Genomic DNA, 26,390 nt, shown 5'->3' on the forward strand with positions numbered 1-26,390 from the left:
GCTCAGCGGCGCGCCCACCCAGGCCGTCATCGACGGCGGCGACGGCAACGACACCTTCTACCTCTACGACCGCGGCAGCGTCCAGACCATTACCACCGGCAGCGGCGCGGACACGCTCTACCTGAGCGGCCTGACGAGTGGCAGCGCGGTCGTGACCGTCACCGACTTCATGGCGGGCGGCGGCGGCGACAGGATCGACCTGAACGGCATCTTCGGCTACCTGACGGGATATGCGGCGAGCAGCGATCCCTTCGCCGGCGGCTTCCTGCGCCTGGTGCAGAACGGCGCCGACACCGAACTGCAATGGGACCGCACGGGCAGCGGCGACGGCGCGGCCTGGAATACGCTGTTCGTGCTGAAGGGCACGAATGCTGCCGCCTTCACGCTCGATAACTTCAACCCCGCCTACAACCCGGACGGCAGCGGAACGGGCCTGACGATCGACGGCACCGAGAACGGCGAGAGCCTGGCCGGCACGCCGAACAACGACACCATCAACGGCCTGGGCGGCGGCGACTACCTGTACGGCGGATTCGGCAACGACACCCTCGACGGCGGCGCCGACAGCGACTACCTGCAAGGGGAACAAGGCGACGATACGCTGGTCGGCGGCGCCGGCAACGACACCCTGTCCGACAACAGCGGCATCAACAAGCTGTACGGCGGCGACGGCAACGACACCTTCTCGCTCAGCGGCGCGCCCACCCAGGCCGTCATCGACGGCGGCGCCGGCAGCGACACCTTCTACCTCTACGACCGCGGCAGCGCCCAGACCATTACCACCGGCAGCGGCGCGGACACGCTCTACCTGAGCGGCCTGACGAGCGGCAGCGCGGTCATGACCGTCACCGACTTCACGGTGGGCAGCGGCGGCGACAGGATCGAGCTGGGCGGCATCACTGGCTACCTGAGCGGGTACGCAGGCGGCGATCCCTTCGCGGCCGGCTTCCTGCACCTGGTGCAGAACGGTGCCGACACCGAACTGCAATGGGACCGCACGGGGCCGTCCGACGGCGTCGCCTGGAACACGCTGTTCGTGCTGAAGGGCGTCACGGCATCCAGCCTCACGGCCGACAACTTCAACCCAGGCTATGCGCCCGCCGTCGCGCTGGTCGGGGTGGCGCCGGTCGCCGATACCGCCGCGCTGGCCGCATGACCACTACCAATCCGACAACGACAAAGGAACACCATGAAACAACTGATCATCCTCCTCCTCGCGCTCGCCGGCACGAGCGCCAATGCCACGGTCATCAAGGCCGACTTCAGCGCCAGGGCCGGCCAGGCGGCATGCACCACGTGCCCGCCGGACCTCGGCCCGGTCACGCTGCAGGCCCTGGGCCAGGCGGTCGGGAGCGGCATCGAACTGGATGACGGCGCCAGCTACGCCAACCCGTCCGGCTACCTGGGCGGCAAAGTCCATATCGACCTCGACCCGGTCGCCAGGACGCTGACGCTGCTGTCCCAGGACGACTACGATTTCTCCACCTTCGTGGCCGACATCGCCAATATCCGGTTCGACACCAACGAAATCATCACGGGACTGTCGCTCGTGTCGAACGACCTCACCGAAGACGAGGTGGTGGTGCCGCTGCTGTCCTTCACTGGCGACAGCCTGAAGATCAGCTACGATGCCGGTCCGGATGGCTTCTTCTACTTCACGGGACGCAGCGCCGTGTTCCAGTTCACCACGGAGGAGCGGCAGGTAGAGGTGCCGGAACCAGCTAGCCTGGCGCTGCTTGCCATGGGGCTGGGAGGCCTGGCCGCCGCCCGGCGCCGGCGCGGATGACGTTTGCACCATAGACAAAGGGCGCCGCGGCGCCCTTTGTCGTCGAAGGCCGGACCTTCCGCTTACACGACGATCGTCTGGTGCTCGCCCTCGCCACGCGCGCGGATCTCGCCGATGCGGTAGACGGTCTCGCCGGCCGCCTGCAGCTGGGCCATGGCGGCGTCCGCGTTCTCTTTCGAAACGATCACGGTCATGCCGATGCCGCAGTTGAACACGCGGTGCATTTCGGCGTCGGCCACGCCGCCGTGCTGCTGCAGCCACTGGAACAGCGGCGGCAGGGTCCAGGACTTGCTGTCCAGCACGGCCGTCAGGCCATCCTGCAGCACGCGCGGGATGTTCTCGACCAGGCCGCCGCCGGTGATGTGCACCAGGCCCTTCACTTCCATCGACTGCATCAGCGCCAGCAGCGGCTTCACGTAAATGCGGGTCGGCGCCATCAGGGCGTCGGACAGCTTCTGGCCGTGGAAGTCGCCTTCCAGGTCCGGTTTCGAGACTTCGATGATCTTGCGCACCAGCGAGTAGCCGTTCGAGTGGATGCCCGACGAGGCCAGGCCCAGCACGACGTCGCCCGGGGCGATCTTGGTGCCGTCGATGATCTGCGATTTTTCCACGGCGCCGACGGCAAAGCCGGCCAGGTCGTATTCGCCGTCCGGGTACATGCTCGGCATTTCGGCGGTCTCGCCGCCGATCAGCGCGGCGCCGGCCTGTTCGCAGCCGGCGGCGATGCCCTTGACCACGGCGGTGGCGGTCGGCACGTCCAGCTTGCCGCAGGCAAAGTAGTCGAGGAAGAACAGCGGCTCGGCACCCTGCACCAGGATGTCGTTGACGCTCATGGCGACCAGGTCGATGCCGACGGTGTCGTGGCGGTTCAGTTCGAACGCCAGCTTAAGCTTGGTGCCCACGCCGTCGGTACCGGAGACCAGCACCGGTTCCTTGTATTTCTTGCTGATCTCAAACAGCGCACCGAAACCGCCGATGCCACCGAGCACGCCTTCGCGCATCGTGCGCTTGGCAAATGGTTTGATCGCTTCGACCAGGGCGTCGCCGGCATCGATATCGACACCGGCATCGCGGTAGGAGAGAGAAACATTAGATGGTTGGCTCATGGTATTTGGCAGCGGAGGCGGTAAAATAGTAGGCGGTTGACTGATCGACACATTTGCGGCATTGGAGCCGACGGCCAACTGGTCAATCCGTTATTTTATCAAAACGGCCCGCTACGACGCTGTTTTACCGCCATAACAATAAATACCTGATTTTTAAAAACGTGAGAATCGCGCGATGAAACAGCTGGTGCTCGATTTAGGCGCCGAACCGGCGTACAGCCTCGACACCTTCCAGATAGGCGAGAATGCCGAAATGGCGCACCTGATGCACCAGTTCGCGCAGCGCGCCTCGCGCGAGCATTTCTGCTACCTGTGGGGCGAGACGGGCGCCGGCAAGACGCACTTGCTGCAGGGCCTGGCGGCCACGCCCGGCTCGCGCTACGTCGCGGCCGGGGCCGACGCCGCCGAATTCGTCTACGCGCCCGACGCCAGCCTGTACCTGGTCGACGACATCGACCAGCTCTCGCCGCAGCGCCAGATCGACGCCTTCGCCCTGTTCAACCAGGTGCGCGAGCACGGCGCCTACATGGTATGTACGGGCCCGGTGCCGCCGGCCGTGCTGCCGGTGCGCGAAGACCTGCGCACGCGCATGGGCTGGGGCCTGGTCTACGAGATCCACGGCCTGTCCGACGACCAGAAGATCGCCGCGCTGACCCAGGCGGCCGAGGCGCGCGGTTTGACGCTGTCGGCCAGCGTGTTACCCTATTTGCTGTCCCATTTCAAGCGCGACATGCGCTCCCTGTCGACCATGCTGGATGCCCTCGACCAGTACTCGCTGGAGACCCAGCGGCCCGTCACGGTCCCGCTGCTGCGCGACCTGCTGCTGCAGGAAAACCAAGGCAATGCGCCGCACAACGAAACCAAAGAATGAAGAACCTCGCGCTGTTTGACCTCGACCATACGCTGCTGCCGATCGATTCCGATCACGAATGGGGCGAGTTCCTGGTGCGCCAGGGCGTCGTGAACGCCGACGACTACCAGCGCCGCAACGACGCCTTTTTCGCCCAGTACAACGCCGGCAAGCTCGATCCCGTCGAATACCTCGAATTCGCCCTCGGCACGCTGGCCGGCTTCGAGCCGGCCGTGCTGCGCGACTTGCACGGCCAGTACCTGAAGGACGTGATCGCGCCGGCCATCAAGCCGTCCGCCGTCGCGCTGCTGCGGCAGCACCAGGACGCCGGCGACCTGGTGGCCATCATCACCGCCACCAACGCCTGGCTGACCGCCCCCATCGCGAAGATGCTGGGCGTGGAGCACCTGCTCGCCGCCCGTCCGCAGCTGGACGGGCGCGGCCACCCGACGGGCAAGCTGGACGGCCTGCCGTCCCACGGTCCCAACAAGGTGGTCCACATGCACGCCTGGCTCGACACCCTGGGCCGGCCGTTCGACAGCTTCGAGCGCAGCTATTTTTACAGCGACTCGCACAACGACATCCCGCTGCTGTCGGTCGTCTCCCATCCGGTGGCGACCAACCCGAGCGCGCTGCTGCACCAACACGCAAGCGCCAATGGCTGGCCTTTACTGCACCTGTTCGACGCATCTGTTCAATGATCAAAAAATTCATCCGTAAAATCCTTGGCGTGAAAGACGAGCGCGACCCCACCGAACCCGTAGTCCTTGGACCGGAACAGCACGGCATCGATCCGAAGCTGGTGTCCGGCAATGCCATCCGCGTGACCCAGACCCTGCAGGAAGCGGGCTTCAAGGCCTTCGTCGTCGGCGGCGCCGTGCGCGACCTGCTGCTGGGCGTGAAGCCGAAGGACTTCGACATCGCCACCGACGCCACGCCGGAAGAAGTGAAGCGCCTGTTCCGCCGCGCGTTCATCATCGGCCGCCGCTTCCAGATCGTGCACGTGATGTTCGGCCAGGACCTGCTGGAAGTGACGACCTTCCGCGGCCGCGGCAGCGACAATGCGCCGAAGGACGAGCATGGCCGCGTCCTGCGCGACAACAACTTCGGTCCGCAGCACGAGGACGCCGAGCGCCGCGACTTCACCATCAACGCCATGTACTACGACCCGGCCACGCAGACGGTGCTGGACTACCACGGCGGCATCGAGGACATCCGCGCCAAGATCCTGCGCATCATCGGCCAGCCGGAAGCGCGTTACCGCGAAGACCCCGTGCGCATGCTGCGCGTGGTGCGCTTCGCCGCCAAGCTGCAGTTCACGATCGAGCCGGCCACGCGCGCGCCGATCCCCGTCATGGCCCCGCTCATCAACAACGTGCCGGCCGCGCGCGTGTTCGACGAGATGCTCAAGCTGCTGATGAGCGGCCATGCGCTGGCCTGCCTGAAGGAGCTGCGCTCGTCGGGCCTGCACCATGGCCTGCTGCCGCTGCTGGACGTGGTGCTGGAGCAGCCGATCGGCATGAAGTTCGTGACGCTGGCGCTGGACTCCACCGATGCGCGCGTGCGCGCCGGCAAGGGCGTGTCGCCGGGCTTCCTGTTCGCCTCCCTGCTGTGGCACCAGGTGCTGGAAAAGTGGAACGCCTACCGCGCCGCCGGCGAATCGCCGATTCCCGCGCTGCACCTGGCCGCGGACGACGTGCTGGACAACCAGACCGACAAGCTGGCCCTGCAGCGCCGCATCGCCACCGACATGCGCGACATCTGGGCCATGCAGCCGCGCTTCGAACGCCGCAACGGCAAGGCGCCGTATAAGCTGCTGGAGCACCCGCGCTTCCGCGCCGGCTTCGACTTCCTGCTGCTGCGCTGCGAATCTGGCGAACTGGATGCCGACGTCGGCAACTGGTGGGCCACCTTCTACGCCGGCGACGTGGCCGAGCGCGAACGCCTGATCAACTCGGCGCGCGAGACGGCGCCCGCCGCCGCCAAGAAGCGCCCGCGCCGCCGCGGCCCGCGCAAGACGGGCGAAGGCGAAGCGGCCGGCTCCACCGTCGCCAACGAAGGCGGAGCCGCCGCCGAATGATCGCCTGGGTCGGCATCGGCGCCAACCTGGGCGACGCGCGCGCGAACGTGCTGGACGCGATCGATCGCCTTCGGCGCCTGCCCGGCGCGCGCTTCCTGCAGGCCTCCTCGCTGTACCGCACGGCGCCCATCGATTCCTCGGGCGACGATTACGTCAATGCCGTGGCCGCGCTCGACACCGACCTCGATGCGCACGCGCTGCTGCGGACCCTGTTCGACATCGAGCAGGCCCACGGCCGCGAACGCCCCTACCGCAACGCGCCGCGCACGCTCGACCTCGACCTGCTGCTATACGGCGACCAGGTGATCGCCGACGCGCCTGCCCTGCTCGTGCCGCATCCGCGCCTGCACGAGCGCGCGTTCGTGCTGGCGCCGCTGGCCGAACTCGCCCCCGACCTCGTCATTCCCGGCCGCGGCAGCGTGGCGTCGCTGTTGCCGGGCGTGGCCGGCCAATCCATCGAAAGGCTGTGCTGATGCAACTTCCCGTGATCGTCCAGACCGGCGGCTTGCTGGTCCTGTCCAACGTGTTCATGACCTTCGCCTGGTACGGTCACCTGAAGAACCTGTCGAACAAGGCCTGGTACGTGGCGGCGCTGATCAGCTGGGGCATCGCGCTGTTCGAGTACCTGCTGCAGGTGCCCGCGAACCGCATCGGGGCGAGCCAGTACAACCTGGGCCAGCTCAAGATCATGCAGGAAGTGATCACGCTGTCCGTGTTCGTGCCGTTCGCCGTGTTCTACATGGACCAGCCGTTCAAGCTGGACTACGTGTGGGCGGCGCTGTGCATGCTGGGGGCGGTGTATTTCATTTTCAGGTCCTGACCAGCAGGGCTTCGATTTCGGGTGCAGAATGGCACCCTGCGCGTATCACCGCGTGGGCGGGGTACCCGCCCACCCTACCCGTCGTTATCGGCGGTTTTTTGTTTTAAGAGGAATACTATGAGCGGATATTTGGGTGGCAAGGACATGGCGGCCCCGGGACAATCGAACGTGGCGCCCGCGCCCGCCAAGCCCGTGCAGAAGGCCGTGACCATTCCCTCGCTGATGGCCATGCGCGCCGCCGGCGAGAAGATCGCCATGCTCACCTGCTACGACGCCAGCTTCGCGTCCCTGATGGACCGCTGCGGCGTGGAGATCCTGTTGATCGGCGATTCGCTGGGCATGGTCTGCGCCGGCTACGATTCGACGCTGCCGGTGACGGTGGCCGACGTCGCCTACCATACCGCCTCCGTCAAGCGCGGCAGCAAGAACGCCCTCGTGCTGGCCGACCTGCCCTTCGGCAGCTACGGCAGCAAGGAACAGGCCTACGACAATTGCGCCGCGCTGATGCGCGCCGGCGCCCACATGGTCAAGATCGAGGGCGGCGAATGGCTGGCCGAGACCGTGCACTTCCTGGTCCAGCGCGGCATTCCCGTCTGCGCCCACATCGGCCTGACCCCGCAATTCGTGCACCAGCTGGGCGGCTACAAGGTGCAGGGCAAGACCGACGCCGGCGCAGACCAGCTCAAACGCGACGCCGGGGCCCTGCAGGATGCCGGCGCCGCCATCGTGCTGCTGGAAGCCGTGCCGGCCGCCCTCGGCAAGGAAGTCACGGACATGCTGCGCGTGCCGACCATCGGCATCGGCGCCGGCCCGGACTGCTCGGGCCAGGTGCTCGTCATGCACGACCTGCTGGGCGTGTTCCCGGGCCGCAAGGCGCGCTTCGTGAAGAACTTCATGGAAGGCCAGACGAGCATCGACGCCGCCGTCGGCGCCTACGTGGCGGCCGTCAAGGACGGCAGCTTCCCGGCGCCGGAACACTGCTTCTGAGCGTAGGATGGGGGCATGAACGAGATCGCCCCCTCCCCTGCCCCGTCTTCCCTGCGCCTGTTCCTGGCGCTGTGGCCCGACGATGCCGTGCGCGCGCAATTGCGCGCATGGCGCGACCGGTGGACCTGGCCGCGCGGCGCGGCGCCCGTCGACAGCGCCAAGCTGCACCTCACGCTGCACTTCCTCGGCGGCGTGCCGTCCGAGCGGCTGCCCGATCTGCTGGACGGCTTTTCCCTTCCCTTCTCTCCCTTCGCCCTGTACCTGGGCCGCGCCGAGCTGTGGCACAACGGCATCGCCGTGCTGGCGCCGCACGATGTGCCGCGGGCGCTGCTGGACCTGCATGCGGGCCTGGCGCAATCGCTGCAGGACCTGGGCCTGCAGCCGGAGGAGCGCGCCTACCGGCCGCACGTGACGATGGCGCGCCGGGCGCGCGATGCCGCCCCGCCGCAGGAAGGGCCGGAGATCGTGTGGCGGGCGGACCGCTATGCGCTGGTCGAATCGCGGCCGGGCGTGGGTTATACCGTGTTACGGGAATACCGGTAGGGTGGACGGCTGTGCCGTCCACGCGTTCAAACCGAGCTGGCTCCGACGGGGAGCGCAATGTAACCAACGACGCGTATCGGCGCGTGGACGGCGGGGCCATCCACCCTACGAACGTTTCACGACCTTCGCATTCAAGGCCACCACGATGCCGGCCAGCGACAACACGCCCAGCGCCACCGCGATATTGCTGTGCGCCGCGATCGAGCCGATGATCGGCGGCGCCAGCAGCAGTCCCGCGTAGCCGAGCGTCGCCACCGCCGCCAGCCCGCCGGCCGCCGACATGCCGGGCACGCGCGCGGCCGCCGAGAAGATCACCGGCACCACGTTCGCCGCGGCCAGGCCGATCAGCGCGAAGCCCAGCGCCGACAGCAGGAAATGGGTGCTGGTCACGGCCAGCAGCAGGCCCGCGCAGATGCCGATGCCGCCCGCCGTCATGACGCGCGCCGCGCCGAAGCGCAGCACGAGGCGGTCGCCGGCGAAGCGGCAGGCGGCCATCGTGACGGAAAACGCCGAGTAGCCGAGGGCCGCCGATGCGGGCTCCGCGCCCGTGCGCTCGGTCAGCAGCAGCGCGCTCCAGTCGACCAGCGCGCCCTCCACGGCGAAGCACAGCAGCGCCAGCAGGCCGAGGAACAGGGCCGGGCCGCGCGGCACGGCGAAGTGGCTGCCGTGCGAGGCGGGAGGCGCGACGAGGATGAAGCGGGCGCACAGCGCCACCACGACGGCGAAGAGGATGCCGGCCGCCAGCGCCCCGCGGCCGTCGCCGAAGCCGGCGCCGATCACGATGCCGCCCAGCGCCGCGCCGATCAGGCCGCCCAGGCTGTAGAAGCCGTGGAACGAGGACATGGTCGGAATGCCGCGCGCCGTTTCCACTTCGCTCGCATTGGTGTTCATCGACACGTCCAGTAGGCCGTTGCTGGCGCCGAACACGAAGGCCGCCACGAACAGGGCCGTCACGTCGCTCACGTTCATCAGGACGACGGACATGACGGCGAACATCCAGCCGGCGGCGAGCACCACGGCGCGCGTGCCCCAGCGTCCGGACAGCCAGCCCGACAGCGGCATCGCCGCGATGGCGCCGCCGGCGATCGTCAGCAGCAGGAAGCCCAGCGTGCCCGTCGAGATGCCGGCGCGCGCCTGCACCAGCGGCACGTGGGCGGCCCACAGGCCGATGCCGGCGCCGTTGAGCAGGAAGACCAGGGAGATCGCCCAGCGCGCCGCTTCGACCGTCGCGGACGGGCGTGCCAGGACCGCGTCGTCGTTCATCGCGCCGTCATTCATCGTTGTCATGCCTTGCTCCTTGTCGTGGTGCTGCCCAGGCGGATGTCCGGGGCCGGTTCGGCCTGGCGCAGGCGCGCCAGCACGTCCGGGGCGACGTCCGGTTCCAGCACCAGCTGGTCGACCTCGGACAGCGGCGCGATCAGGAACGGTGCCGGCGCTTCCAGCCGCTCGTTGAGCACGGCCACGACGCGGCGGCTGGCCGCCGCCAGCATCGCGCCCTTGACCTCGGCTTCCTCGATATTGCCGGCGCCCAGGCCTCGGTCCGCCTCGACGCTGCAGACGCCGACGACGGCCAGGTTCACGCGCAGGCGCCGGATCTCGGCCACCGTGTGGGCGCCCAGTACCGCATCGGCGTGCCCCGCATAGGTACCGCCCAGCAGCATCACGCGGGTCGTGCGCATATGGCCCAGCTCCAGCGCGATGCGCGGGCTGTTGGTGACGATGGTGGCCGCGTGGCCGTCCTCGAGCAGGCGCACGAAAGCAAGATTGGTGGTGCCGGCATCGACCAGCACGGTATCGCCCGGCCGCACGCTCTCCGCCAGCGCCCGCGCCAGCACGCCCTTGCGGGCCGCATCCGCATCGGCGCGCTGGCCGAAACTGGGCTCGGCGCGCGTGCGGCGCATGGCCCCGCCGTGGACACGGCGCAGCAGGCCGGCCGCATCGAGGTCGCGCAGGTCGCGCCGGATCGTGTCTTCCGATGTACGGAACTGCTGGGCCAGCTCGGCCGCCAGCACTTTTCCCTGGCGATCGACCAGTTCCACGATCGATTGCCGCCGTTCTTCCGCAAGTTGCATGGTTCCTCCTTGAATACCATGCACTCTACGGGTTTACGCATGAACATGCAACACCATGCAAAAACGTGCACGCGGAATTGATCACTGGCGTCGCCCCTGCGCAGGCAGGGGCCCAATGTCATGTGAACAGCCCGGCACACAAATTAGGCCCCTGCCTGCGCAGGGGCGACGGGTTTGGGGCAGCTAGACGAGCAGCATCAGGTGTTCGCGTTCCCACGAGCTGATCACGCGCGAGAAGGTGGCGAATTCGAGTTCCTTGACTTCGCAGAAGGCCTCGACGAAGAGCGGGCCCAGCATGTCGGCCAGGGCCGGGCAGGCGCGCAGCTGGCCGATCGCGTCTTCCAGGTTGCGCGGCAGTTCGCCGTGGACGTGTTCGGCGCTTTCCGCGGTGGGGGCGGCCGGTTCGATGCCCTGGGTCATGCCGAGGTAGCCGCAGGCGAGCGTGGCGGCCATGGCCAAGTAGGGATTGACGTCCACGCCCGGCACGCGGTTTTCCACGCGGCGGCTGGCAGGGCCGGAGTTCGGGATGCGGATGCCGCAGGTGCGGTTGTCGTAGCCCCAGTGGATGTTCATGGGCGCCGACTGGAAGCGCGACAGGCGCCGGAAGGAATTCACGTGCGGCGCGAACAGCAGCGTGGCCGGCGGCACGTAGCGCTCCAGGCCGCCGATGAAGTGGCGGAACAAGGTACTTTCCGTGCCCGCCGCGTCGGAAAAAATATTGTTCCCGCTGCCGTCGACGACGCTCTGGTGCACGTGCATGGCGCTGCCCGGCTCCGTTTCCATCGGCTTGGCCATGAAGGTGGCAAAGATGCCGTGGCGCAGCGCCGTCTCGCGCACGGCGCGCTTGAACAGGAACACGCGGTCGGCCAGTTCCAGCGCATCGCCGTGGGCGAAATTGATTTCCATCTGGCCGGCGCCGGCCTCGTGGATCAGCGTCTCGACGCCCAGTTCGTGCTGCTTGCAGAACGCCGACAGTTCCAGGAAGAAGGGATCGAAGGCATTGACGGCATCTATCGAATACGATTGCCGCCCCTGCTCCGTGAAACCGCTGCGCCCGGTGGGCGGGGCCAGCGGCTCATGCGGGTTGGTCGTGCGCGCGACCAGGTAGAACTCCATCTCGGGCGCCACCACGGGCCGCCAGCCGCGCGCCGCATACCTGTCCAGCACGCGCCGCAGCACGGCGCGCGGGGCCAGCTCGACGGGGCTGCCGTCGAAGTTCTCGCAATCGTGGATGACGAGCGCGACCCGTTCCGTGGCCCAGGGCACGACGCGGATCGTCGACGCGTCCGGCACGCAGATCATGTCCGGGTCGGTGGCGCCGACGTAGGGCACGTTGTCCGGCTGCTCGCCGTGCACCGTGTTCAGCAGCACGCTCTTGGGCAGGCGCATGTGCTCGCCGGCCAGGAACAAGTCCTTCGGCAGGATCTTGCCGCGCGCAATGCCGGTCATGTCGGCGATGACGCACTCGACTTCGTGGATGTTGTGCTCGCGCAGGAAGTCGCGCATGGAAGACATCATGGTGGACAGGCGTGCTGCGCTCATCGGGGTCTCGCCGTTGCGGTGCGGCCCACTATAGCATCGCGCCCCGGCATGCCGCGCCCGGGTCGCGCCCGCCTTGCCCGGTTTCCGCACTTCGTTCCCGGCCAGCCTCAGTTCGCGTCATCGCCGACGCAAGCGCTGTTTTCTGCGGCATACTTTTTATTATGGAACAGCTCACCGACCGACGACCGTCCACCGACATCCCGACCTCGCGCATGTGGCGCAGCTATGCCGGCGGCTGGCTCGCCTACATGCTGCTGCTCGCGGCGGCCCTCCAGCTCGACAATGGTGAAAGCACCGGTTTCAAGTGGAAAGGCCTTGCCGCGGTGGCGTGGGTCGTCGCGCAGGCGCTGTTGCTTGCCCTGGTGTGGCCCTTGCAAGGCTTCCTCGAACGCCGGCGCCTGCCGCCGGTGGGAGTCTTCCTCGTCCACGCCTTCCTGGCTGCGTCGTATGCGATCCTGTCCATGCTACCGGCAATGTACTACGGCACCACCAGGCCGCTCGCCTATTACGTATGGCCCACGCTATACGGTGCGATGATGTATATCGTGGTCGCCGGCGTGTTCCACGCCGTGCGCCTGGACGCCGCCCGCCAGCGCCAGGCCTTGACGATCCAGCAGGCGCATTCGCTCTTGATCGCCTCCGAATTGAACGCCCTGCGCAGCAAGCTCAATCCCCACTTCCTGTTCAACACCCTGCACTCGATCATCGCCCTGACGAGACGAAACCCGGACGCCGCCGAAACCGCGCTGTTCCAGTTCTCGGACATGCTGCGCTACGTGCTGGACACGGAAAAGACGGGCAGCGACCGCGTCACGCTGGACGACGAGCTGCGCTTCGTGCGCGACTACCTGGAACTGGAAAGCCTGCGCCTGGGCGCGCGCCTGCGCGTCGACTGGGACCTGGACGACGCGGCGGGACGCTGTTCGCTGCCCGCGCTGTCGCTGCAGCCGCTGGTCGAGAACAGCATCAAGCACGCGTTCAATCCGCACAGCCGGCCCGGCCGCCTGTTGATCCGCACCGGCGTCGACGCGCGCTCCGGCGCCTTGACGCTGACGGTGGGCGACGACGGCCCCGGCGCCGAGCTCGACGCCGTGCGCGCCTCCAGCGGCCTGGGCATCCGCACCGTGGACCGCCGCCTGCGCCTCGAATACGGCCCCGCCGGCGGCCTGGCCATCGACACCCGCCCGGGCGCCGGCTTCACCGTGACCCTGTCCATCCCCACCGCCCAAGGAGCCGCAACGTGAATGCCCGTACCGTGTTCATCGCCGAGGACGAACCGCTGGCGCGCGACGTGCTGCGCGACGCCATCTACGCCCACCCCGGCCTGCGCCTGGCCGGGGAAGCCGCCGATGGCGCCAGCGCGCTCGCCCAGATCGAGGCGCTCCGTCCGGACATCGTGTTCATGGACATCCAGATGCCCGAGATGACGGAGCTCGAGGTCTTGAAGCGCCTGTCCTGGATGCCGGCCATCGTGTTCACCACCGCCTACGACCAGTACGCCGTCACCGCCTTCGAGCTGAACGCCGTCGACTACCTGTTGAAACCTTTTACGCGCGCCCGCTTCGATGCGGCCGTGGCGCGCCTGCTGGACGAGCCGGCCGCGCCGCGCGAGGCCATGGATGCGGCGCTGGACCAGGCGGGCCGGCGCGCGGACGGCCGGCTCGACCGCATCCTGGTGCGCGACCGCGGCCAGATCTTCCCGCTGGCCGTGCACGAGATCGCCTACCTGAAGGCCGACTCGAAGTACACGGCGATCGGCGCGCGCGGCCGCACCTTCCTGGTCCGCATCGGCATCTCGGAACTGGAAGCCCGGCTAGACCCGGCACGCTTCATGCGCGTGCACCGCTCGGCCCTCGTGAACCTCGACTTCGTCGATTCGATGAAGGCGGACGAGCAATCGCAGCTGCTGATCCGGATGCGGGACGGGACGATGCTGACGGCAAGCAGGGAGGCGTCGAAGGTACTGAGGGACATGGCGATATGACCGCCGACGCAAAAAATCTCCGTCATCCCCGCGCAGGCGGGGATCCATACTGAGCCAGTGCTTGCCAGCTCAGCATGGAGGGAATAGTGCCGGGGGCACTATTCCCGCCTGCGCGGGAATGACGGTTTTAAAGCTAGCGATTTTTTCACGACAGTTGCACCATCTCCGCTCACACCCGCCCCCATCCGGCGCACGCTTGCCCCCCCCACCGTTGTCATCCCGACACGCCCCGATAAAATCGATCCCACGGGGGTTTTCTGCCGCTATAATCGCGAATTTTTCCAACCCGAAATTCCATTTCCGCCGGGGCACACCAACACATGAACACCATCCTGATTTCGTCTGTCGTGCTCTACCTGCTCGGCACGCTCGGCCTGGGCGTCTGGGCCGGGTCGCGGATCAAGAACACGGCCGACTTCGCCGTGGCCGGCCGCAGCCTGCCGCTGGTGATGGTCATCACGACCACTTTCGCCACCTGGTTCGGCGCCGAGACGGTGATGGGCATTCCCGCCAAGTTCGTGCAAGGCGGCCTGGGCGCGCTGGTCGAGGACCCGTTCGGCGCCGGCACCTGCCTGATCCTCGTCGGCCTGTTCTTCGCCGCGCGCCTGTACAAACTGAACCTGCTCACGATCGGCGACTACTACCGCGCCCGCTACGGCAAGGGTATCGAGGTGTTCTGCTCGGCCGCCATCATCCTGTCCTACCTGGGCTGGGTGGCGGCGCAGATCACGGCGCTGGGCCTCGTGTTCTCCGTGCTGACGGGCGGCGCGATGTCGGAGACGATGGGCATGATCGTCGGCACGCTGGCCGTGCTGATCTACGTGGTCGTGGGCGGCTTCCTGGCCGTGGCGATCACCGACTTCATCCAGATGATCGTGCTGGTCGTGGGCCTGTCGATCATCGCCGTGTTCTCGGCCAAGCTGGCCGGCGGCACCGGCGCCGTCATCGACATGGCGCACAAGGCCGAGCTGTGGAAATTCCTGCCGGAGGCGAAATTCACCGACATCGCCTTCTTCGTCGGCTCGGCCGTGACCATGATGCTGGGCTCGATCCCGCAGCAGGACGTGTACCAGCGCGTGATGTCCGCCAACAGCGCCCCGACGGCACGTGCCGGCGCCGTGATCGGCGGCGCCAGCTACATCCTGTTCGCCTTCGTCCCGATGTTCATCGTCGCCTGCGCCGTCATCGTGATGGGCAACGATGCGATGGAACTGGCCAAGAACGACTACCAGCGCGTGCTGCCGACCTTCGTCATGACGCAGATGCCGCTGATCATGCAGATCCTGTTCTTCGGCGCCCTGCTCTCGGCCATCAAGAGCACCTCGTCGGCCACGCTGCTGGCGCCGTCGACCAGCTTCGTCGAGAACATCCTCAAGAACCTGCGCCCCGGCATGAACGACCGCCAGCAGCTGCTGGCGATGCGCGTCACCATCGTGATCTTCGCCGCCCTCGTGCTGGCCTATGCGATCGCGATGCGCGGCACCTCGATCTACGACATGGTGTCCTCGGCCTACCAGGTCACGCTGGTCGGCGCCTTCGTGCCGCTGGTGATGGGCCTGTACTGGAAGCGCGCGACGACGCAGGGCGCGATTTTGTCGATCGCCGCCGGCATCGCGGCCTGGCTGCTGTTCTTCCCGCAGATCTCGTCGCTGGGCGAGGCGTTCCCGGGCCAGCTGGCGGGCCTGATCGCTGCATTGATCGGCATGGTCGTCGGGTCGCTGGCGCCGCAGGTGCTCAAGAACCGGCACGAGGCGCACAAGACGGTGTTCAGCGCCTGATTGAAGAAGGCCCCGGTTGGATGACCGGGGCCTTCTTCCTTGATGGCTTCGTTGCGCTCAGCATGGGTCCCTGCCTGCGCAGGGACGACGGAATTGATGCGTTAGCTTAAGCGCGTCGTTCCCGCGAAGGCGGGAACCCATGCTGAGTCCGACGAAGCCGAACATCAATCCATCCACCCGCGCCCGACCACATCCTCCAGCGTCAAGTCCAGGCAAGCCCGGATCCGCTCCACCATCTCGTCGATCTGCGCGCACGTCATGACGAGCGGCGGCGCCACGATCATCCTGTCCCCCACGGCTCGCATCACGACACCGTTGTCGAACATGTGCGCCCGGCACAGCATGCCCACGCCCAGCGTCCGCGCGAACGGCTCGCAGTCGTGCACGGTTTCCCCCTTGCGGCGCACCAGGTTCAGCCCGGCCGCCAGGCCGATGCTCTCGGCGTGGCCCACCAGCGGATGCGCCGCCAGCCGTGCAAAGGCCGTCTTCAGGCAGGGTCCCGTCTCGTGCGCCACGCGTTCGACGAGTCCTTCGTCGTCGAGGATGCGCAGATTTTCCAGCGCCGCCGCGCAGGCGACCGGGTGGCCGGAATACGTGAAGCCGTGGTGGAAATCGCCGCCGCGCTCGACCAGCGCCTCGGCCACGCGCTCTCCCACCAGCACCCCGCCCAGCGGGACGTAGCCCGAGGTGACGCCCTTGGCGAAGGTGATCAGGTCGGGCCGCATGCCCATGCGCTCGCTGCCGAACCACGCGCCCAGCCGGCCGAAGCCGCAGATCACTTCGTCCGCGATCAGGAGGATGCCGTACTTGTCGCAGATGCGCTGGATGTGCGGCCAGTAGGTCGACGGCGGGATGATCACGCCGCCCGCGCCCTGCACCGGCTCGCCGATGAAGGCGGCCACGCGCTGCGGGCCGACGGCGAGGATCTTCTGTTCCAGCCAGCCGGCCGCCTGCAGGCCGAATTCCGCTTCGCTCATGCCCGCGCCCGATTCCGCGACATTGGGCTGGTCGATGTGCACGAAACCGGGAATGGGCAGCGCCCCCTGCGCATGCATGGCGTCCATGCCGCCCAGCGAGGCCCCGGCGATGGTGCTGCCGTGGTAGGCGTTGCGGCGGCTGACGATGAACTGGCGTTCGGGCTGGTCCATCAGCTGCCAGTAACGCCAGGCCATGCGCACGGCCGTGTCGTTGGCTTCGGAGCCGGAGCTGGTGAAGAACACGCGCTCGAATCCCGCCGGCGCGATGTCCGCGAGACGCGCCGCCAGGCGCACGGCGGGCACGTTGGTGGTATTGAAGAAGCTGTTGTAGAAGGGCAGCGTGTCCATCTGCTGCGCGACCGCGCGCGTGATCGACGTCCTGCCGTAGCCCGCGTTCACGCACCACAGGCCGGACATGCCGTCGATGATCCGCTGGCCGTCCGCATCCCACAGGTAGATGCCGTCGCCGCGCACGATCACGCGCGCACCCCGTTCGCGCAGCGCCTTGTGGTCGGTGAACGGGTGCAGGTAGTGCGCGCTGTCGAGCTGCTGCAGCGCGCGGATATCGATGACGTCAGGGGCCGGCGTGCACAGGCCCTCCTCGCATGCCATGTCGTTCATGACTGCCTCCCATTGTGTTCGGTCTCATCATGCGTTCAGACATGCAGGAGAAGATGCTCGCGTTCCCACGGGCTGATCACGGTCATGAACTCCTGGTGCTCGAGCTCCTTGACGGCGGAATAGACGTCGATGAAGCGCTCGCCCAGGATGTCGCGCAGGCGGTCCTCGCCGCGCAGGCGGCTCAGCGCTTCCGGCAGGCCTTGCGGCAGGTCGACGGCCATCTTGTAGGCATTGCCCTCGACCATCGGCGTCGGTTCCAGCTGCTCGCTGATGCCGAGGTAGCCGCAGGCCAGCGTGACGGCCAGCGCCAGATACGGGTTGGCGTCGGCGCCGATCACGCGGTTCTCGACGCGCCGGTCCTGCGAGCCGGACACCGGCACGCGGATGCCGACGGTGCGGTTGTCGATGCCCCACTGCAGGTTGATCGGCGCGGCCGTGTGGCGCACGATGCGGCGGTAGGAATTCACGTAGGGCGCCACGATCGCCATCGCCGACGGCATGTAGCGCTGCAGGCCGCCCACGTACCAGCGGAACAGGTCGGACGGCGAGCCGTCTTCCTTGCTGAAGATGTTGCGGCCCGTCGCGCCGTCGACGACGCTCTGGTGCACGTGCATCGCCGAACCGGGTTCGCCGGCCATCGGCTTGGCCATGAAGGTGGCATACATGTCGTGCTTGAGCGCGGCCTCGCGCAGCGTGCGCTTGAAATAAAAGACCTTGTCGGCCAGGCCCAGCGGCTCGCCGTGCTGGAAGTTGATCTCCATCTGGCCGGCGCCGATCTCGTGGATCAGGGTGTCGACGTCCAGGCCCATCATGTCGCAGTAGTCGTAGATATCCTCGAACAGCGGGTCGAATTCGTTGACCGCATCGATGCTGTAGACCTGGCGGCTGGTCTCGGAGCGGCCGCTGCGGCCCATCGGCGCGCGCAGCGGCAGGTCGGGGTCGATGTTCTTGGCCGTGAGGTAGAACTCGAGCTCGGGCGCCACCAGCGGCTTCCAGCCCTTCTGTTCGTACAGCTTGAGCACGCGGCGCAGCACGCTGCGCGGGGCGAAGTCGACCAGGCGGCCGTCGGCGAAGTAGCAATCGTGGATGACTTGCGCGGTCGGGTCGACGGCCCACGGCACCATCGTGATCGTGCCTGGATCGGCCTTCAGGATCATGTCGCGGTCGGTGGTGGAGATGGCGCGGTCGAAGGCGTCGTCGTTTTCCGGCGAGTTGCCGGTGACGGTCATGCCCAGCACGATTTCCGGCAGGCGCATGCCGCGGTCTTCGGTGAATTTAACGCGTGGCAGGATCTTTCCACGCGCGACGCCGGTCAGGTCGGGGACCAGGCATTCGATTTCGGTGACTCGCTTGCCGTTGAGCCACTCATCCATATCGTTGTAGGAAAAATTGTCGCGGATAGCCATGATGATTCTCTGTTCGTTGGATGAAAGCGCGGAGCGCGTGCCAAGCCGCGCACGCCGCAGGGGTGCATCGATGGGAACAGGGAAGCTATGGAACGGGCCGGACCGCCCACCTGGCATCGCGTGTCATAGGGCGTCCCGTATCGTCGCGTGCCTGGCGGCCTGCTTGGCTTGCTGGTAGGCGCGGCAGGCATTGCCGAACGCGCCGAACATCTTCATGGAGTGCGGGTTGTGGATGATGCGCCACTCCGGATGCCATTGCACGGCCAGCGTGAAGCCGGGCGAGTTCCCCACCGTGAATGCTTCCACCAGCCCATCCTCGGCGGTCGCCTCGACGACCAGGTTGGCCGCGAGTTCGTTCACGCCCTGCCCGTGCAGCGAATTCACGGGGATTTCCGGCGTTCCCAGGATGCCGTGCAGCATCCCGCCCTCGACCAGCGCCACCTTGTGCGCATCGCCGTACTGCTCGTCCATGCCCAGCTCGGGATTCTCGCGGTGGTCGAACTTGCCCGGCACCGCCTGCACGGCCTGGTGCAGGCTGCCGCCCAGCGCCACGTTCATCTCCTGGAAGCCGCGGCAGATCGCGATGATCGGAATGCCGCGCTCGACCGCCGCCCGGATCAGCGGCAAGGTGGTCTGGTCGCGTGCGGGATCCTGCGGCAGCGACGGGTCGAGCACGTCTTCGGAGTAGTAGCTGGGATGCACGTTCGACGCCGAACCGGTCAGCATGATGCCGTCGCACAGGTCGAGCATCGTCTCGAGGTCGAGCGATGCCCCCAGCGACGGCAGGATGAGCGGCGCGCAATCCGCGCCGAGCACGATGGCGTCGACATACTTGTGCTGGGCCGCGTGGTACGGATGTTCGCCGAAGTCGCGGGTGCAAGCGGGGACGAGAACGATCGGGCGCATGGTCTCTACCTTTGTAAAGTGAGGCGCACACGGACCATCATACTGCATTCGGTCCCGAGTGCGGGTGGCCGTTAATCCAGATCAAGAAACGCGCGTTACATCTTGCGTTCCTTGTGGAATTTGCTAGTGGAATAAGGTTCCCTGTTTCGAAACCAGTAGCAAAATCATAACGGCAACTCGAAAACCATGCCAACACAAACGGGCGGCTTCCTGACTCGCCATCGATACGGCATGGTAGGACAGGCCCATGGCCCGTTCCAGTAAAAATCCTTTGATGGCGTAAACGCCCCTATACGCTGGCATCCTGGCGATGTCCGTCTCAGAACGTCCAACGATAATTTTCCTCCTTGAATACAGCTCCATACATTATTCGAGACAGCGACCATGTGGCGTGATTCATCGGAAACCACGTTTCCGCATTATTCATAATTCAATGGTACATACCCATCTGAAATAATTATGTTGTATGTTTTCCACTCGGCATCTTTTTGGTTGTTCCACATCAATACGCCTCCTAGAATCCTTTGGATGACGACCTGCAGGTTACTGCGGGCCGTAACCAGCATTTCCATTTCCATTCCCCGTAACGTGTCTGCGTTGGCATCCCGGGATGCCAACGTGGGGAACCGGTGCTCGCTTTCATTTTTACATCAGAAGGAACGAACATGAAGTTACGCAGCATGAAGATCGGTCAGCGCCTGGCCCTGGGGTTCGGCGTGGTGCTGGCCCTGCTGTTGCTGGTTGCGTTCACCGGTTTCAAGAACATGAGCCGGCTTAACGATCTGACCGACAAGATCGTCAACGACAGCAACGCCAAGACCGAGGCCGCCAACGGGATGCGCGATGCGCAGCGCCGCATCTCCGTCACCGTACGGGATCTCATCCTGACTACCGACGAAGATGGCATGGCCGCGCTGGCCAAGACGCTCGACGGCGCATGGGACGACTACGGTCGCTGGCGCAAACGGTCGGAAGAGCTGACCACGAACCCCGAGCAGCGGGCCTTGCTGGCCAAGGTCAAGGAAGCGCGCGAGAAAGCCATGCCGATCGTCTCGAACATCGTGACGCTGGCGCGCGCCAACAGGAACGACGAAGCCATCGCGCTGCTGAAGCGGGATGCGGTACCGGCGGCGAAGGCCTGGCAGGAAGCGCTCAACACGATGCTGGACGACCAGGCGGCGCGCAACGAAACGGAACAGACCAGGGGCAAGGCCGACTACGAGCAGGCGCGCGTGGTGCTGGCCGTGGTATCGGTGCTGGCCACGCTGGTGGCCGTCGCCGTTGCCTGGTTCATCACCCGCTCGATCACGGCGCCGATGCGCCGCGCCGTCGACATTGCCCGCACCGTCGCGGGCGGCGATCTCACCAGCCGCATCGAGGTCGACAGCACCGACGAGACGGGCGAGCTGCTGGCCGCGCTGAAGGAGATGAACGGTTCGCTGCAGACCATCGTGGGCCGCGTGCGCAGCGGCACCGGCACCCTCGTCACCGCCTCCGGCGAGATCGCCAGCGGCAACCTGGACCTGTCCAGCCGCACCGAGCAGCAGGCCAGCGCCCTGGAAGAAACGGCCTCGTCGATGGAAGAATTGACGGCCACCGTCAAGCAGAACGCCGAGAATGCGCGCCAGGCGAACCAGCTGGCCAAGTCGGCCTCGGACGTGGCCAAGCGCGGCGGCGCCGTGGTGGCCGACGTCGTCACCACGATGGATTCGATCCACGAATCCGCCAGCAAGATCGTCGACATCATCGGCGTCATCGACGGCATCGCGTTCCAGACCAATATCCTGGCGCTGAACGCCGCCGTCGAGGCGGCCCGTGCCGGCGAACAGGGCCGCGGCTTCGCCGTGGTGGCCTCCGAGGTGCGCAACCTGGCGCAGCGCTCGGCCGCCGCCGCCAAGGAAATCAAGGCGCTGATCGGCGACTCGGTCGGCAAGGTCGACGAGGGCAGCCGCCTCGTGCAGCAGGCCGGCTCGACCATGGAAGACATCGTCACGAGCGTGCGCCGCGTCACCGACATCATGGCCGAGATCTCGTCGGCCAGCCACGAGCAGGAAGCGGGCATCGAGCAGATCAACCAGGCGATCGGCGAAATGGATTCGGTCACGCAGCAGAACGCGGCGCTGGTCGAGGAAGCGGCGGCCGCCGCGCAGTCGATGCAGGAACAGTCGAACGCGCTGGAGCAGCTGGTCAGCACGTTCAAGATCGCGGGCGGCGGTACGGCAGTTGCGGCCAAGGCCAGGCCGGCGCAGGCGGCGGCGCGTGCGGTGGCTGTCGTGGCCAAGCCGGCCAACGCGCAGCGCGCGGCGCCGGCCAGGCAAGAAGAGGAGTGGGAAACGTTCTGATCGTAAGGTGGACGGGTTTCCCGTCCACGCGGTGATTGGCACCGGTTGAGTTACCGAATCGGCAAGCGGTAGCGAACGCGTGGACGGCAGAGCCGCCCACCCTACCGGTCTTTGTATTCGTGGTACTTGCGCGCGTCGCCGCGCACCAGCTCGGCCGGGTACTTGGCCCGGTTGAGCACCATCTTTTCCTCCACGGCGGCGAACAGGTCGACGTCGAGCTTGTCGGCCAGGCGCACCAGGTAGACCAGCACGTCGGCCATCTCGTGGCGCACCTGCTCCAGCTTGCCTTCGCCCAGTTCCTCCTTGCCGCCGTCGCGCAGCCACTGGAAGTGTTCCAGGAGCTCGGCCGCTTCCACGGTCAGCGCGGCGGCGAGGTTCTTGGGCGCGTGGAACTGGTCCCAGTCGCGCTCGTCGACGAAGGCGCGCACGATGGCGCGCAATTGTTCGAGTTCGCCGCCGGGCCGGCTCACTTGTGGCTCCCGCCCGATTCCCGGTAGCGCGCCAGGATCAGGTCCAGCTTCGGCTGGATCTCGTCATAGCTGCTGACGGTGATGCCCAGGTCGCGCAGCAGGCCGTCGTGCACGCCGTAGACCCAGCTGTGGATGGTCAGGTCCTGGCCCCGTTCCCAGGCGTCGCGCACGACGGTGGTCTGGGCGATGTTGATGACCTGCTCGGCCACGTTCAGTTCGACCAGGCGGTCGGCGGCGGCCTTGCCGGCCACGGCGCCGAGGTATTTCTCGTGCTTGTCGCGCACGTCGCGCACGTGGCCGAGCCAGTTGTCGGCCAGGCCCACGCGGGTGTTGTTCAGCGCCGCGCCCACGCCCGAGCAGCCGTAGTGGCCGCACAGGATGATGTGCTTGACCTTCAGCACGTCGACGGCGAACTGCAGCACGGTCAGCGCGTTCAGGTCCGAATGCGAGACCACATTGGCGATGTTACGGTGCACGAACAGCTCGCCCGGCGCCATGCCCAGCAGTTCGTTGGCAGGCACGCGGCTATCCGAGCAGCCGATCCACAGGTATTCCGGGGCCTGTTGCGAGGCGAGGTCCTTGAAGAAGCCGGGGTCTTGTTCGACCATCGTCGCGGCCCATTGGCGGTTGCGTTCGAACAGGTCGGCGGCCGTCAGGCCGGTGGGGGTTTTTGCCATGTGAACTCCTCTCTTTGTTGCAGATACTTGCCTGACTGGCCATACGCCAGTCAAAAAAAACCGCCGAAGGCTTGCACCGTTCAGCGGTCCGGGACTTCTTACTCGAAGAAGTCCTTCACTTTATCCATCCAGCCCTTGCTCTGCGGGCTGTGCTTCGCGCCGCCGTCGTTGGTCAGGCGCTCGAACTCCTTGAGCAGGTCCTTCTGCTTGTCCGTCAGCTTGACGGGGGTCTCGACCACGACGTGGCAGAACAGGTCGCCCGCATAGCCGGAACGCACGCCCTTGATGCCCTTGCCTTTGAGGCGGAAGGTCTTGCCGGTCTGGGTGCCTTCGGGGATGGTAAAGGACACTTTGCCGCCCAGCGTGGGCACCTCGATCTCGCCGCCCAGGGCAGCCTTGCTGAAGGAGATCGGCATCTCGCAGTGCAGGTCGTCGCCTTCGCGCTGGAACACGGGGTGCGGCTTGATGTGGATCTCGACGTACAGGTCGCCCGGAGGACCGCCGTTGGTGCCCGGCTCGCCGTTGCCCGAGGAGCGGATGCGCATGCCGTTGTCGATGCCGGCCGGGATCTTGACCTCGAGCGTCTTGTTGCGCTTGATGCGTCCGGCGCCGCCGCAGGCCGCGCACGGTTCCGGAATGATCTTGCCGCTGCCGTGGCACTTCGGGCAGGTCTGCTGGATCGAGAAGAAGCCCTGCTGCATGCGCACCTGGCCGTGGCCATGGCAGGTCGAGCAGGTGACGGGCGAGGTGCCCGGCTTGGCGCCACTGCCGTGGCAGGTGTCGCACTTGTCCCAGCTCGGCACGCGGATCGTGGTGTCGAAGCCGCCGGCCGCCTGTTCCAGCGTGATCTCGAGGTTGTAGCGCAGGTCGGCGCCGCGGTACACCTGGGGACCGCCACCGCCGCCACGACGGCCGCCGCCGAAGATGTCGCCAAAGATGTCGCTGAAGGCATCGCCGAAACCGCCGGCGCCGAAGCCGCCGCCCATGCCGCTGTTCGGATCGACGCCGGCATGACCGTAGCGGTCGTATGCCTCGCGTTTCTCCGGATTGGTCAGCATCTCATAGGCTTCCTTGACCTCCTTGAACTTCTCTTCCGCTTCCTTGTTGTCGGGGTTGCGGTCCGGGTGGTATTTCATCGCAAGCTTGCGATAGGCCTTCTTGATGTCTTCTTCCGAAGCACCTTTCGCGACCCCGAGGATCTCGTAAAAATCACGCTTTGCCATTTGGCGGCACCTTGCTGTTATCTACTGTACTGGCGAACTGTGAAAAGCCCCGGCAACCTTGCGCGCGGCGTCGTCCCGACCGGGATCTGCAGTCCAAAACACTCGAGTATACCGCGAGCATGGCGGGCTTGCTGCGATCCGGCTGGAAATACAACGCGCTGGGATGAAGGGGATCTTTACAAAAAAACCGAGCCGGGCACCTGGCGGTTGCATCGGCTCGGCGGGTTCGGCAACGAAAGCCGCGCGGGCGGCTTTCGCTCGACGATATTACTTGGCGTCCTTGACTTCCTTGAAGTCGGCGTCCACCACATCGTCGTCCTGCTTGGCACCCGCGTCGGCGCCCGGCTGCGCACCGGCACCGGCCTGGGCACCCGCGGCACCCTGCTGGGCCTGCATGTCGGCGTACATCTTCTCACCCAGCTTCTGGGCGGCGGTCGACAGCGCGGCGACCTTGGCGTCGATGTCGGCCTTGTCGCCCGACTTGATCGAGCCTTCCAGGTCGGCGATCGCCGCTTCGATCTTTTCCTTCTCGCCGGCTTCCAGCTTGTCGCCGTACTCGGTCAGCGACTTGCGGGTCGAATGGACCAGCGCGTCGGCCTGGTTGCGCGACTCGGCCAGTTCCTTGACCTTCTTGTCTTCTTCCGCGTTCAGCTCGGCGTCCTTCACCATCTTCTGGATCTCGTCTTCCGACAGGCCCGAGTTCGCCTTGATGGTGATCTTGTTTTCCTTGCCGGTGGCCTTGTCCTTCGCGCCCACGTGCAGGATGCCGTTGGCGTCGATGTCGAAGGTCACTTCGATCTGCGGGGTGCCGCGCGGTGCCGGCGGGATGCCTTCCAGGTTGAACTCGCCCAGGCCCTTGTTACCGGCGGCGATCTCGCGCTCGCCCTGGAACACCTTGATGGTCACGGCCGGCTGGTTGTCGTCGGCGGTCGAGAACACCTGCGAGAACTTGGTCGGGATCGTGGTGTTCTTCTGGATCATCTTGGTCATCACGCCGCCCAGGGTCTCGATACCCAGCGACAGCGGGGTCACGTCCAGCAGCAGCAGGTCCTTGCGGTCGCCCGACAGCACGGAACCCTGGATGGCGGCGCCGACGGCGACGGCTTCGTCCGGGTTGACGTCCTTGCGCGGATCCTTGCCGAAGAACTCCTTCACCTTCTCCTGCACCTTCGGCATGCGGGTCATGCCGCCGACCAGGATGATGTCGTCGATGTCCGAGACCTTGACGCCCGCATCCTTGATGGCGACGCGGCACGGCTCGATGGTCTTGGCGATCAGTTCCTCGACCAGGGCTTCCAGCTTGGCGCGGGTGATCTTCAGGTTCAGGTGGACCGGGGCGCCGTTCGCCATGGCGATGTACGGCTCGTTGATCTCGGTCTGCTGCGACGACGACAGTTCGATCTTGGCGCGCTCGGCCGATGCCTTGATGCGCTGCAGGGCGATCGGGTCCTTGGACAGGTCCAGGCCGTTGATCTTCTTGAATTCGTCGATGATGTAGTCGATCACGCGCTGGTCGAAGTCTTCGCCGCCCAGGAAGGTGTCGCCGTTGGTCGACAGCACTTCGAACTGCTTCTCGCCGTCCACGTCCGCGATCTCGATGATCGACACGTCGAAGGTACCGCCGCCGAGGTCGTACACGGCGATCTTGCGGTCGCCCTTGTCGGTCTTGTCCAGGCCGAATGCCAGCGCGGCCGCGGTCGGCTCGTTGATGATGCGCTTGACGTCCAGGCCCGCGATGCGGCCGGCGTCCTTGGTCGCCTGGCGCTGCGAGTCGTTGAAGTAGGCCGGCACGGTGATGACGGCTTCGGTCACTTCTTCGCCGAGGTAGTCTTCGGCGGTCTTCTTCATCTTGCGCAGGACTTCGGCCGAGATCTGCGGCGGCGCCAGCTTCTTGTCACGCACGCCGACCCACGCATCGCCGTTGTCGGCCTTGGTGATCTGGTACGGCATCAGCGAGATGTCTTTCTGCACTTCCTTCTCGTCGAACTTGCGGCCGATCAGGCGCTTGACGGCGAACAGGGTGTTCTTCGGGTTGGTGACGGCCTGGCGTTTCGCCGGCGCGCCGACCAGGATCTCGCCATCTTCCTGATAAGCGATGATCGAAGGCGTGGTACGGGCGCCTTCCGCGTTTTCGATGACCTTGGGCTGGCCATTTTCCATGATGGCCACGCAGCTGTTGGTGGTGCCCAGGTCGATACCGATGATTTTGCCCATAATATT

The 26,390-nt window shown here is 66.4% G+C and carries 24 protein-coding genes; 13 read left to right on the plus strand and 11 right to left on the minus strand.

Annotated features, from left to right (window positions below; genetic code table 11):
• A partial coding sequence (locus QPK32_RS13175) for a calcium-binding protein (RefSeq protein ID WP_290413276.1) occupies positions 1–1,156 on the plus strand: 1,156 nt, incomplete at its 5' end.
• Positions 1,157–1,189: 33 nt separating this feature from the next.
• On the plus strand, positions 1,190–1,786 hold the full coding sequence (locus QPK32_RS13180; protein ID WP_290413277.1) for a PEP-CTERM sorting domain-containing protein: 597 nt from the start codon (positions 1,190–1,192) through the stop codon (positions 1,784–1,786).
• A 62-nt stretch (positions 1,787–1,848) separates the two neighbouring features.
• On the opposite strand, the gene purM is transcribed toward QPK32_RS13180, so the two are convergent.
• On the minus strand, positions 1,849–2,892 hold the full coding sequence (purM, locus tag QPK32_RS13185; protein ID WP_290413278.1) for a phosphoribosylformylglycinamidine cyclo-ligase: 1,044 nt from the start codon (positions 2,890–2,892) through the stop codon (positions 1,849–1,851).
• Positions 2,893–3,067: 175 nt separating this feature from the next.
• Here purM and hda point away from each other — a divergent pair, with 175 nt between their 5' ends.
• The 7 genes from hda (at position 3,068) to thpR (ending at position 8,172) form a co-directional block, all read left to right on the plus strand.
• Positions 3,068–3,763 carry a DnaA regulatory inactivator Hda gene (gene hda / locus QPK32_RS13190; protein ID WP_290413279.1) on the plus strand — a complete coding sequence of 232 codons (696 nt, stop codon included), beginning with the start codon at positions 3,068–3,070 and terminating at the stop codon, positions 3,761–3,763.
• Complete coding sequence (locus QPK32_RS13195; protein WP_290413280.1) at positions 3,760–4,443, plus strand: HAD family phosphatase; 684 nt, start codon at positions 3,760–3,762, stop codon at positions 4,441–4,443. Before hda ends, QPK32_RS13195 begins: the two co-directional genes overlap by 4 nt.
• Positions 4,440–5,822, plus strand: coding sequence for a polynucleotide adenylyltransferase PcnB (pcnB, locus tag QPK32_RS13200; RefSeq protein ID WP_290413281.1), 1,383 nt, complete (start codon positions 4,440–4,442; stop codon positions 5,820–5,822). The genes QPK32_RS13195 and pcnB overlap by 4 nt, the downstream gene beginning before the upstream one ends.
• Complete coding sequence (gene folK / locus QPK32_RS13205) at positions 5,819–6,295, plus strand: 2-amino-4-hydroxy-6-hydroxymethyldihydropteridine diphosphokinase (protein ID WP_290413282.1); 477 nt, start codon at positions 5,819–5,821, stop codon at positions 6,293–6,295. The genes pcnB and folK overlap by 4 nt, the downstream gene beginning before the upstream one ends.
• Positions 6,295–6,642: a DMT family protein gene (locus QPK32_RS13210; RefSeq protein ID WP_290413283.1), complete on the plus strand. Its 348-nt coding sequence runs from the start codon at positions 6,295–6,297 to the stop codon at positions 6,640–6,642. Before folK ends, QPK32_RS13210 begins: the two co-directional genes overlap by 1 nt.
• Before the next feature lie 117 nt (positions 6,643–6,759).
• Positions 6,760–7,629: a 3-methyl-2-oxobutanoate hydroxymethyltransferase gene (gene panB, locus QPK32_RS13215; protein WP_374046741.1), complete on the plus strand. Its 870-nt coding sequence runs from the start codon at positions 6,760–6,762 to the stop codon at positions 7,627–7,629.
• Positions 7,630–7,644: 15 nt separating this feature from the next.
• Positions 7,645–8,172 (plus strand): RNA 2',3'-cyclic phosphodiesterase, encoded by a 528-nt coding sequence (gene thpR / locus QPK32_RS13220; protein WP_290413284.1) that lies wholly within the window; start codon positions 7,645–7,647, stop codon positions 8,170–8,172.
• 105 nt (positions 8,173–8,277) lie between these two features.
• Here the strand turns inward: thpR and QPK32_RS13225 are convergent, their stop codons facing one another.
• From QPK32_RS13225 to QPK32_RS13235, 3 genes are all read right to left on the minus strand, one after another.
• Positions 8,278–9,459, minus strand: coding sequence for an MFS transporter (locus tag QPK32_RS13225; RefSeq protein WP_290413285.1), 1,182 nt, complete (start codon positions 9,457–9,459; stop codon positions 8,278–8,280).
• Positions 9,456–10,244 (minus strand): DeoR/GlpR family DNA-binding transcription regulator, encoded by a 789-nt coding sequence (locus tag QPK32_RS13230; RefSeq protein WP_290413286.1) that lies wholly within the window; start codon positions 10,242–10,244, stop codon positions 9,456–9,458. Before QPK32_RS13230 ends, QPK32_RS13225 begins: the two co-directional genes overlap by 4 nt.
• 183 nt (positions 10,245–10,427) lie before the next feature.
• Entirely contained in the window at positions 10,428–11,759 is a 1,332-nt protein-coding gene (locus tag QPK32_RS13235) for a glutamine synthetase family protein (RefSeq protein ID WP_374046746.1), read from the minus strand.
• Positions 11,760–11,947: 188 nt separating this feature from the next.
• On the opposite strand from QPK32_RS13235, the gene QPK32_RS13240 reads away from it, so the two are divergent.
• The 3 genes from QPK32_RS13240 to QPK32_RS13250 all read left to right on the plus strand — a co-directional run bounded on the left by QPK32_RS13240 (position 11,948) and on the right by QPK32_RS13250 (position 15,548).
• On the plus strand, positions 11,948–13,030 hold the full coding sequence (locus tag QPK32_RS13240; RefSeq protein ID WP_290413287.1) for a sensor histidine kinase: 1,083 nt from the start codon (positions 11,948–11,950) through the stop codon (positions 13,028–13,030).
• Positions 13,027–13,770: a LytTR family DNA-binding domain-containing protein gene (locus QPK32_RS26685; RefSeq protein ID WP_290413288.1), complete on the plus strand. Its 744-nt coding sequence runs from the start codon at positions 13,027–13,029 to the stop codon at positions 13,768–13,770. Before QPK32_RS13240 ends, QPK32_RS26685 begins: the two co-directional genes overlap by 4 nt.
• 320 nt (positions 13,771–14,090) lie before the next feature.
• Positions 14,091–15,548, plus strand: a complete 1,458-nt coding sequence (locus QPK32_RS13250; protein WP_290413289.1) for a sodium:solute symporter family protein — start codon at positions 14,091–14,093, stop codon at positions 15,546–15,548.
• A 164-nt stretch (positions 15,549–15,712) separates the two neighbouring features.
• Here the strand turns inward: QPK32_RS13250 and QPK32_RS13255 are convergent, their stop codons facing one another.
• The 3 genes from QPK32_RS13255 to QPK32_RS13265 form a co-directional block, all read right to left on the minus strand.
• Positions 15,713–17,137 carry an aspartate aminotransferase family protein gene (locus tag QPK32_RS13255; RefSeq protein WP_290413452.1) on the minus strand — a complete coding sequence of 475 codons (1,425 nt, stop codon included), beginning with the start codon at positions 17,135–17,137 and terminating at the stop codon, positions 15,713–15,715.
• A 44-nt stretch (positions 17,138–17,181) separates the two neighbouring features.
• Positions 17,182–18,552 carry a glutamine synthetase family protein gene (locus QPK32_RS13260; protein WP_290413290.1) on the minus strand — a complete coding sequence of 457 codons (1,371 nt, stop codon included), beginning with the start codon at positions 18,550–18,552 and terminating at the stop codon, positions 17,182–17,184.
• A 123-nt stretch (positions 18,553–18,675) separates the two neighbouring features.
• Positions 18,676–19,458: a gamma-glutamyl-gamma-aminobutyrate hydrolase family protein gene (locus QPK32_RS13265; protein ID WP_290413291.1), complete on the minus strand. Its 783-nt coding sequence runs from the start codon at positions 19,456–19,458 to the stop codon at positions 18,676–18,678.
• A gap of 665 nt (positions 19,459–20,123) precedes the next feature.
• On the opposite strand from QPK32_RS13265, the gene QPK32_RS13270 reads away from it, so the two are divergent.
• Positions 20,124–21,800, plus strand: coding sequence for a methyl-accepting chemotaxis protein (locus QPK32_RS13270; RefSeq protein ID WP_290413292.1), 1,677 nt, complete (start codon positions 20,124–20,126; stop codon positions 21,798–21,800).
• Between the two features lie 101 nt (positions 21,801–21,901).
• Here QPK32_RS13270 and QPK32_RS13275 read toward each other — a convergent pair whose 3' ends face one another.
• The 4 genes from QPK32_RS13275 to dnaK all read right to left on the minus strand — a co-directional run bounded on the left by QPK32_RS13275 (position 21,902) and on the right by dnaK (position 26,384).
• The gene (locus QPK32_RS13275; protein ID WP_290413293.1) at positions 21,902–22,270 is read right to left on the minus strand and encodes a nucleotide pyrophosphohydrolase; all 369 of its coding nucleotides are present in this window, start codon (positions 22,268–22,270) and stop codon (positions 21,902–21,904) included.
• Positions 22,267–22,947: a carbonate dehydratase gene (gene can, locus QPK32_RS13280; protein ID WP_290413294.1), complete on the minus strand. Its 681-nt coding sequence runs from the start codon at positions 22,945–22,947 to the stop codon at positions 22,267–22,269. The genes QPK32_RS13275 and can overlap by 4 nt, the downstream gene beginning before the upstream one ends.
• Before the next feature lie 98 nt (positions 22,948–23,045).
• Positions 23,046–24,170: a molecular chaperone DnaJ gene (gene dnaJ / locus QPK32_RS13285; RefSeq protein ID WP_290413295.1), complete on the minus strand. Its 1,125-nt coding sequence runs from the start codon at positions 24,168–24,170 to the stop codon at positions 23,046–23,048.
• Positions 24,171–24,437: 267 nt separating this feature from the next.
• Positions 24,438–26,384, minus strand: coding sequence for a molecular chaperone DnaK (dnaK, locus tag QPK32_RS13290; RefSeq protein ID WP_290413296.1), 1,947 nt, complete (start codon positions 26,382–26,384; stop codon positions 24,438–24,440).
• Between the last annotated feature and the right edge of the window lie 6 nt (positions 26,385–26,390).

The organism is Massilia sp. YIM B02763, assembly GCF_030412015.1.
Lineage (GTDB): Bacteria > Pseudomonadota > Gammaproteobacteria > Burkholderiales > Burkholderiaceae_D > Telluria.

What these genes read in the sequence shown, in the direction of transcription:
- QPK32_RS13180 (WP_290413277.1), top strand. Translation starts at nt 1,190, where the DNA reads ATGAAACAACTGATCATCCTCCTCCTCGCGCTCGCCGGCACGAGCGCC.
- purM (WP_290413278.1), bottom strand. Translation starts at nt 2,892, where the DNA reads ATGAGCCAACCATCTAATGTTTCTCTCTCCTACCGCGATGCCGGTGTC.
- hda (WP_290413279.1), top strand. Translation starts at nt 3,068, where the DNA reads ATGAAACAGCTGGTGCTCGATTTAGGCGCCGAACCGGCGTACAGCCTC.
- QPK32_RS13195 (WP_290413280.1), top strand. Translation starts at nt 3,760, where the DNA reads ATGAAGAACCTCGCGCTGTTTGACCTCGACCATACGCTGCTGCCGATC.
- pcnB (WP_290413281.1), top strand. Translation starts at nt 4,440, where the DNA reads ATGATCAAAAAATTCATCCGTAAAATCCTTGGCGTGAAAGACGAGCGC.
- folK (WP_290413282.1), top strand. Translation starts at nt 5,819, where the DNA reads ATGATCGCCTGGGTCGGCATCGGCGCCAACCTGGGCGACGCGCGCGCG.
- QPK32_RS13210 (WP_290413283.1), top strand. Translation starts at nt 6,295, where the DNA reads ATGCAACTTCCCGTGATCGTCCAGACCGGCGGCTTGCTGGTCCTGTCC.
- panB (WP_374046741.1), top strand. Translation starts at nt 6,760, where the DNA reads ATGAGCGGATATTTGGGTGGCAAGGACATGGCGGCCCCGGGACAATCG.
- thpR (WP_290413284.1), top strand. Translation starts at nt 7,645, where the DNA reads ATGAACGAGATCGCCCCCTCCCCTGCCCCGTCTTCCCTGCGCCTGTTC.
- QPK32_RS13225 (WP_290413285.1), bottom strand. Translation starts at nt 9,459, where the DNA reads ATGACAACGATGAATGACGGCGCGATGAACGACGACGCGGTCCTGGCA.
- QPK32_RS13230 (WP_290413286.1), bottom strand. Translation starts at nt 10,244, where the DNA reads ATGCAACTTGCGGAAGAACGGCGGCAATCGATCGTGGAACTGGTCGAT.
- QPK32_RS13235 (WP_374046746.1), bottom strand. Translation starts at nt 11,759, where the DNA reads ATGTCTTCCATGCGCGACTTCCTGCGCGAGCACAACATCCACGAAGTC.
- QPK32_RS13240 (WP_290413287.1), top strand. Translation starts at nt 11,948, where the DNA reads ATGGAACAGCTCACCGACCGACGACCGTCCACCGACATCCCGACCTCG.
- QPK32_RS13250 (WP_290413289.1), top strand. Translation starts at nt 14,091, where the DNA reads ATGAACACCATCCTGATTTCGTCTGTCGTGCTCTACCTGCTCGGCACG.
- QPK32_RS13255 (WP_290413452.1), bottom strand. Translation starts at nt 17,137, where the DNA reads ATGGCATGCGAGGAGGGCCTGTGCACGCCGGCCCCTGACGTCATCGAT.
- QPK32_RS13260 (WP_290413290.1), bottom strand. Translation starts at nt 18,552, where the DNA reads ATGGCTATCCGCGACAATTTTTCCTACAACGATATGGATGAGTGGCTC.
- QPK32_RS13265 (WP_290413291.1), bottom strand. Translation starts at nt 19,458, where the DNA reads ATGCGCCCGATCGTTCTCGTCCCCGCTTGCACCCGCGACTTCGGCGAA.
- QPK32_RS13270 (WP_290413292.1), top strand. Translation starts at nt 20,124, where the DNA reads ATGAAGTTACGCAGCATGAAGATCGGTCAGCGCCTGGCCCTGGGGTTC.
- can (WP_290413294.1), bottom strand. Translation starts at nt 22,947, where the DNA reads ATGGCAAAAACCCCCACCGGCCTGACGGCCGCCGACCTGTTCGAACGC.
- dnaJ (WP_290413295.1), bottom strand. Translation starts at nt 24,170, where the DNA reads ATGGCAAAGCGTGATTTTTACGAGATCCTCGGGGTCGCGAAAGGTGCT.
- dnaK (WP_290413296.1), bottom strand. Translation starts at nt 26,384, where the DNA reads ATGGGCAAAATCATCGGTATCGACCTGGGCACCACCAACAGCTGCGTG.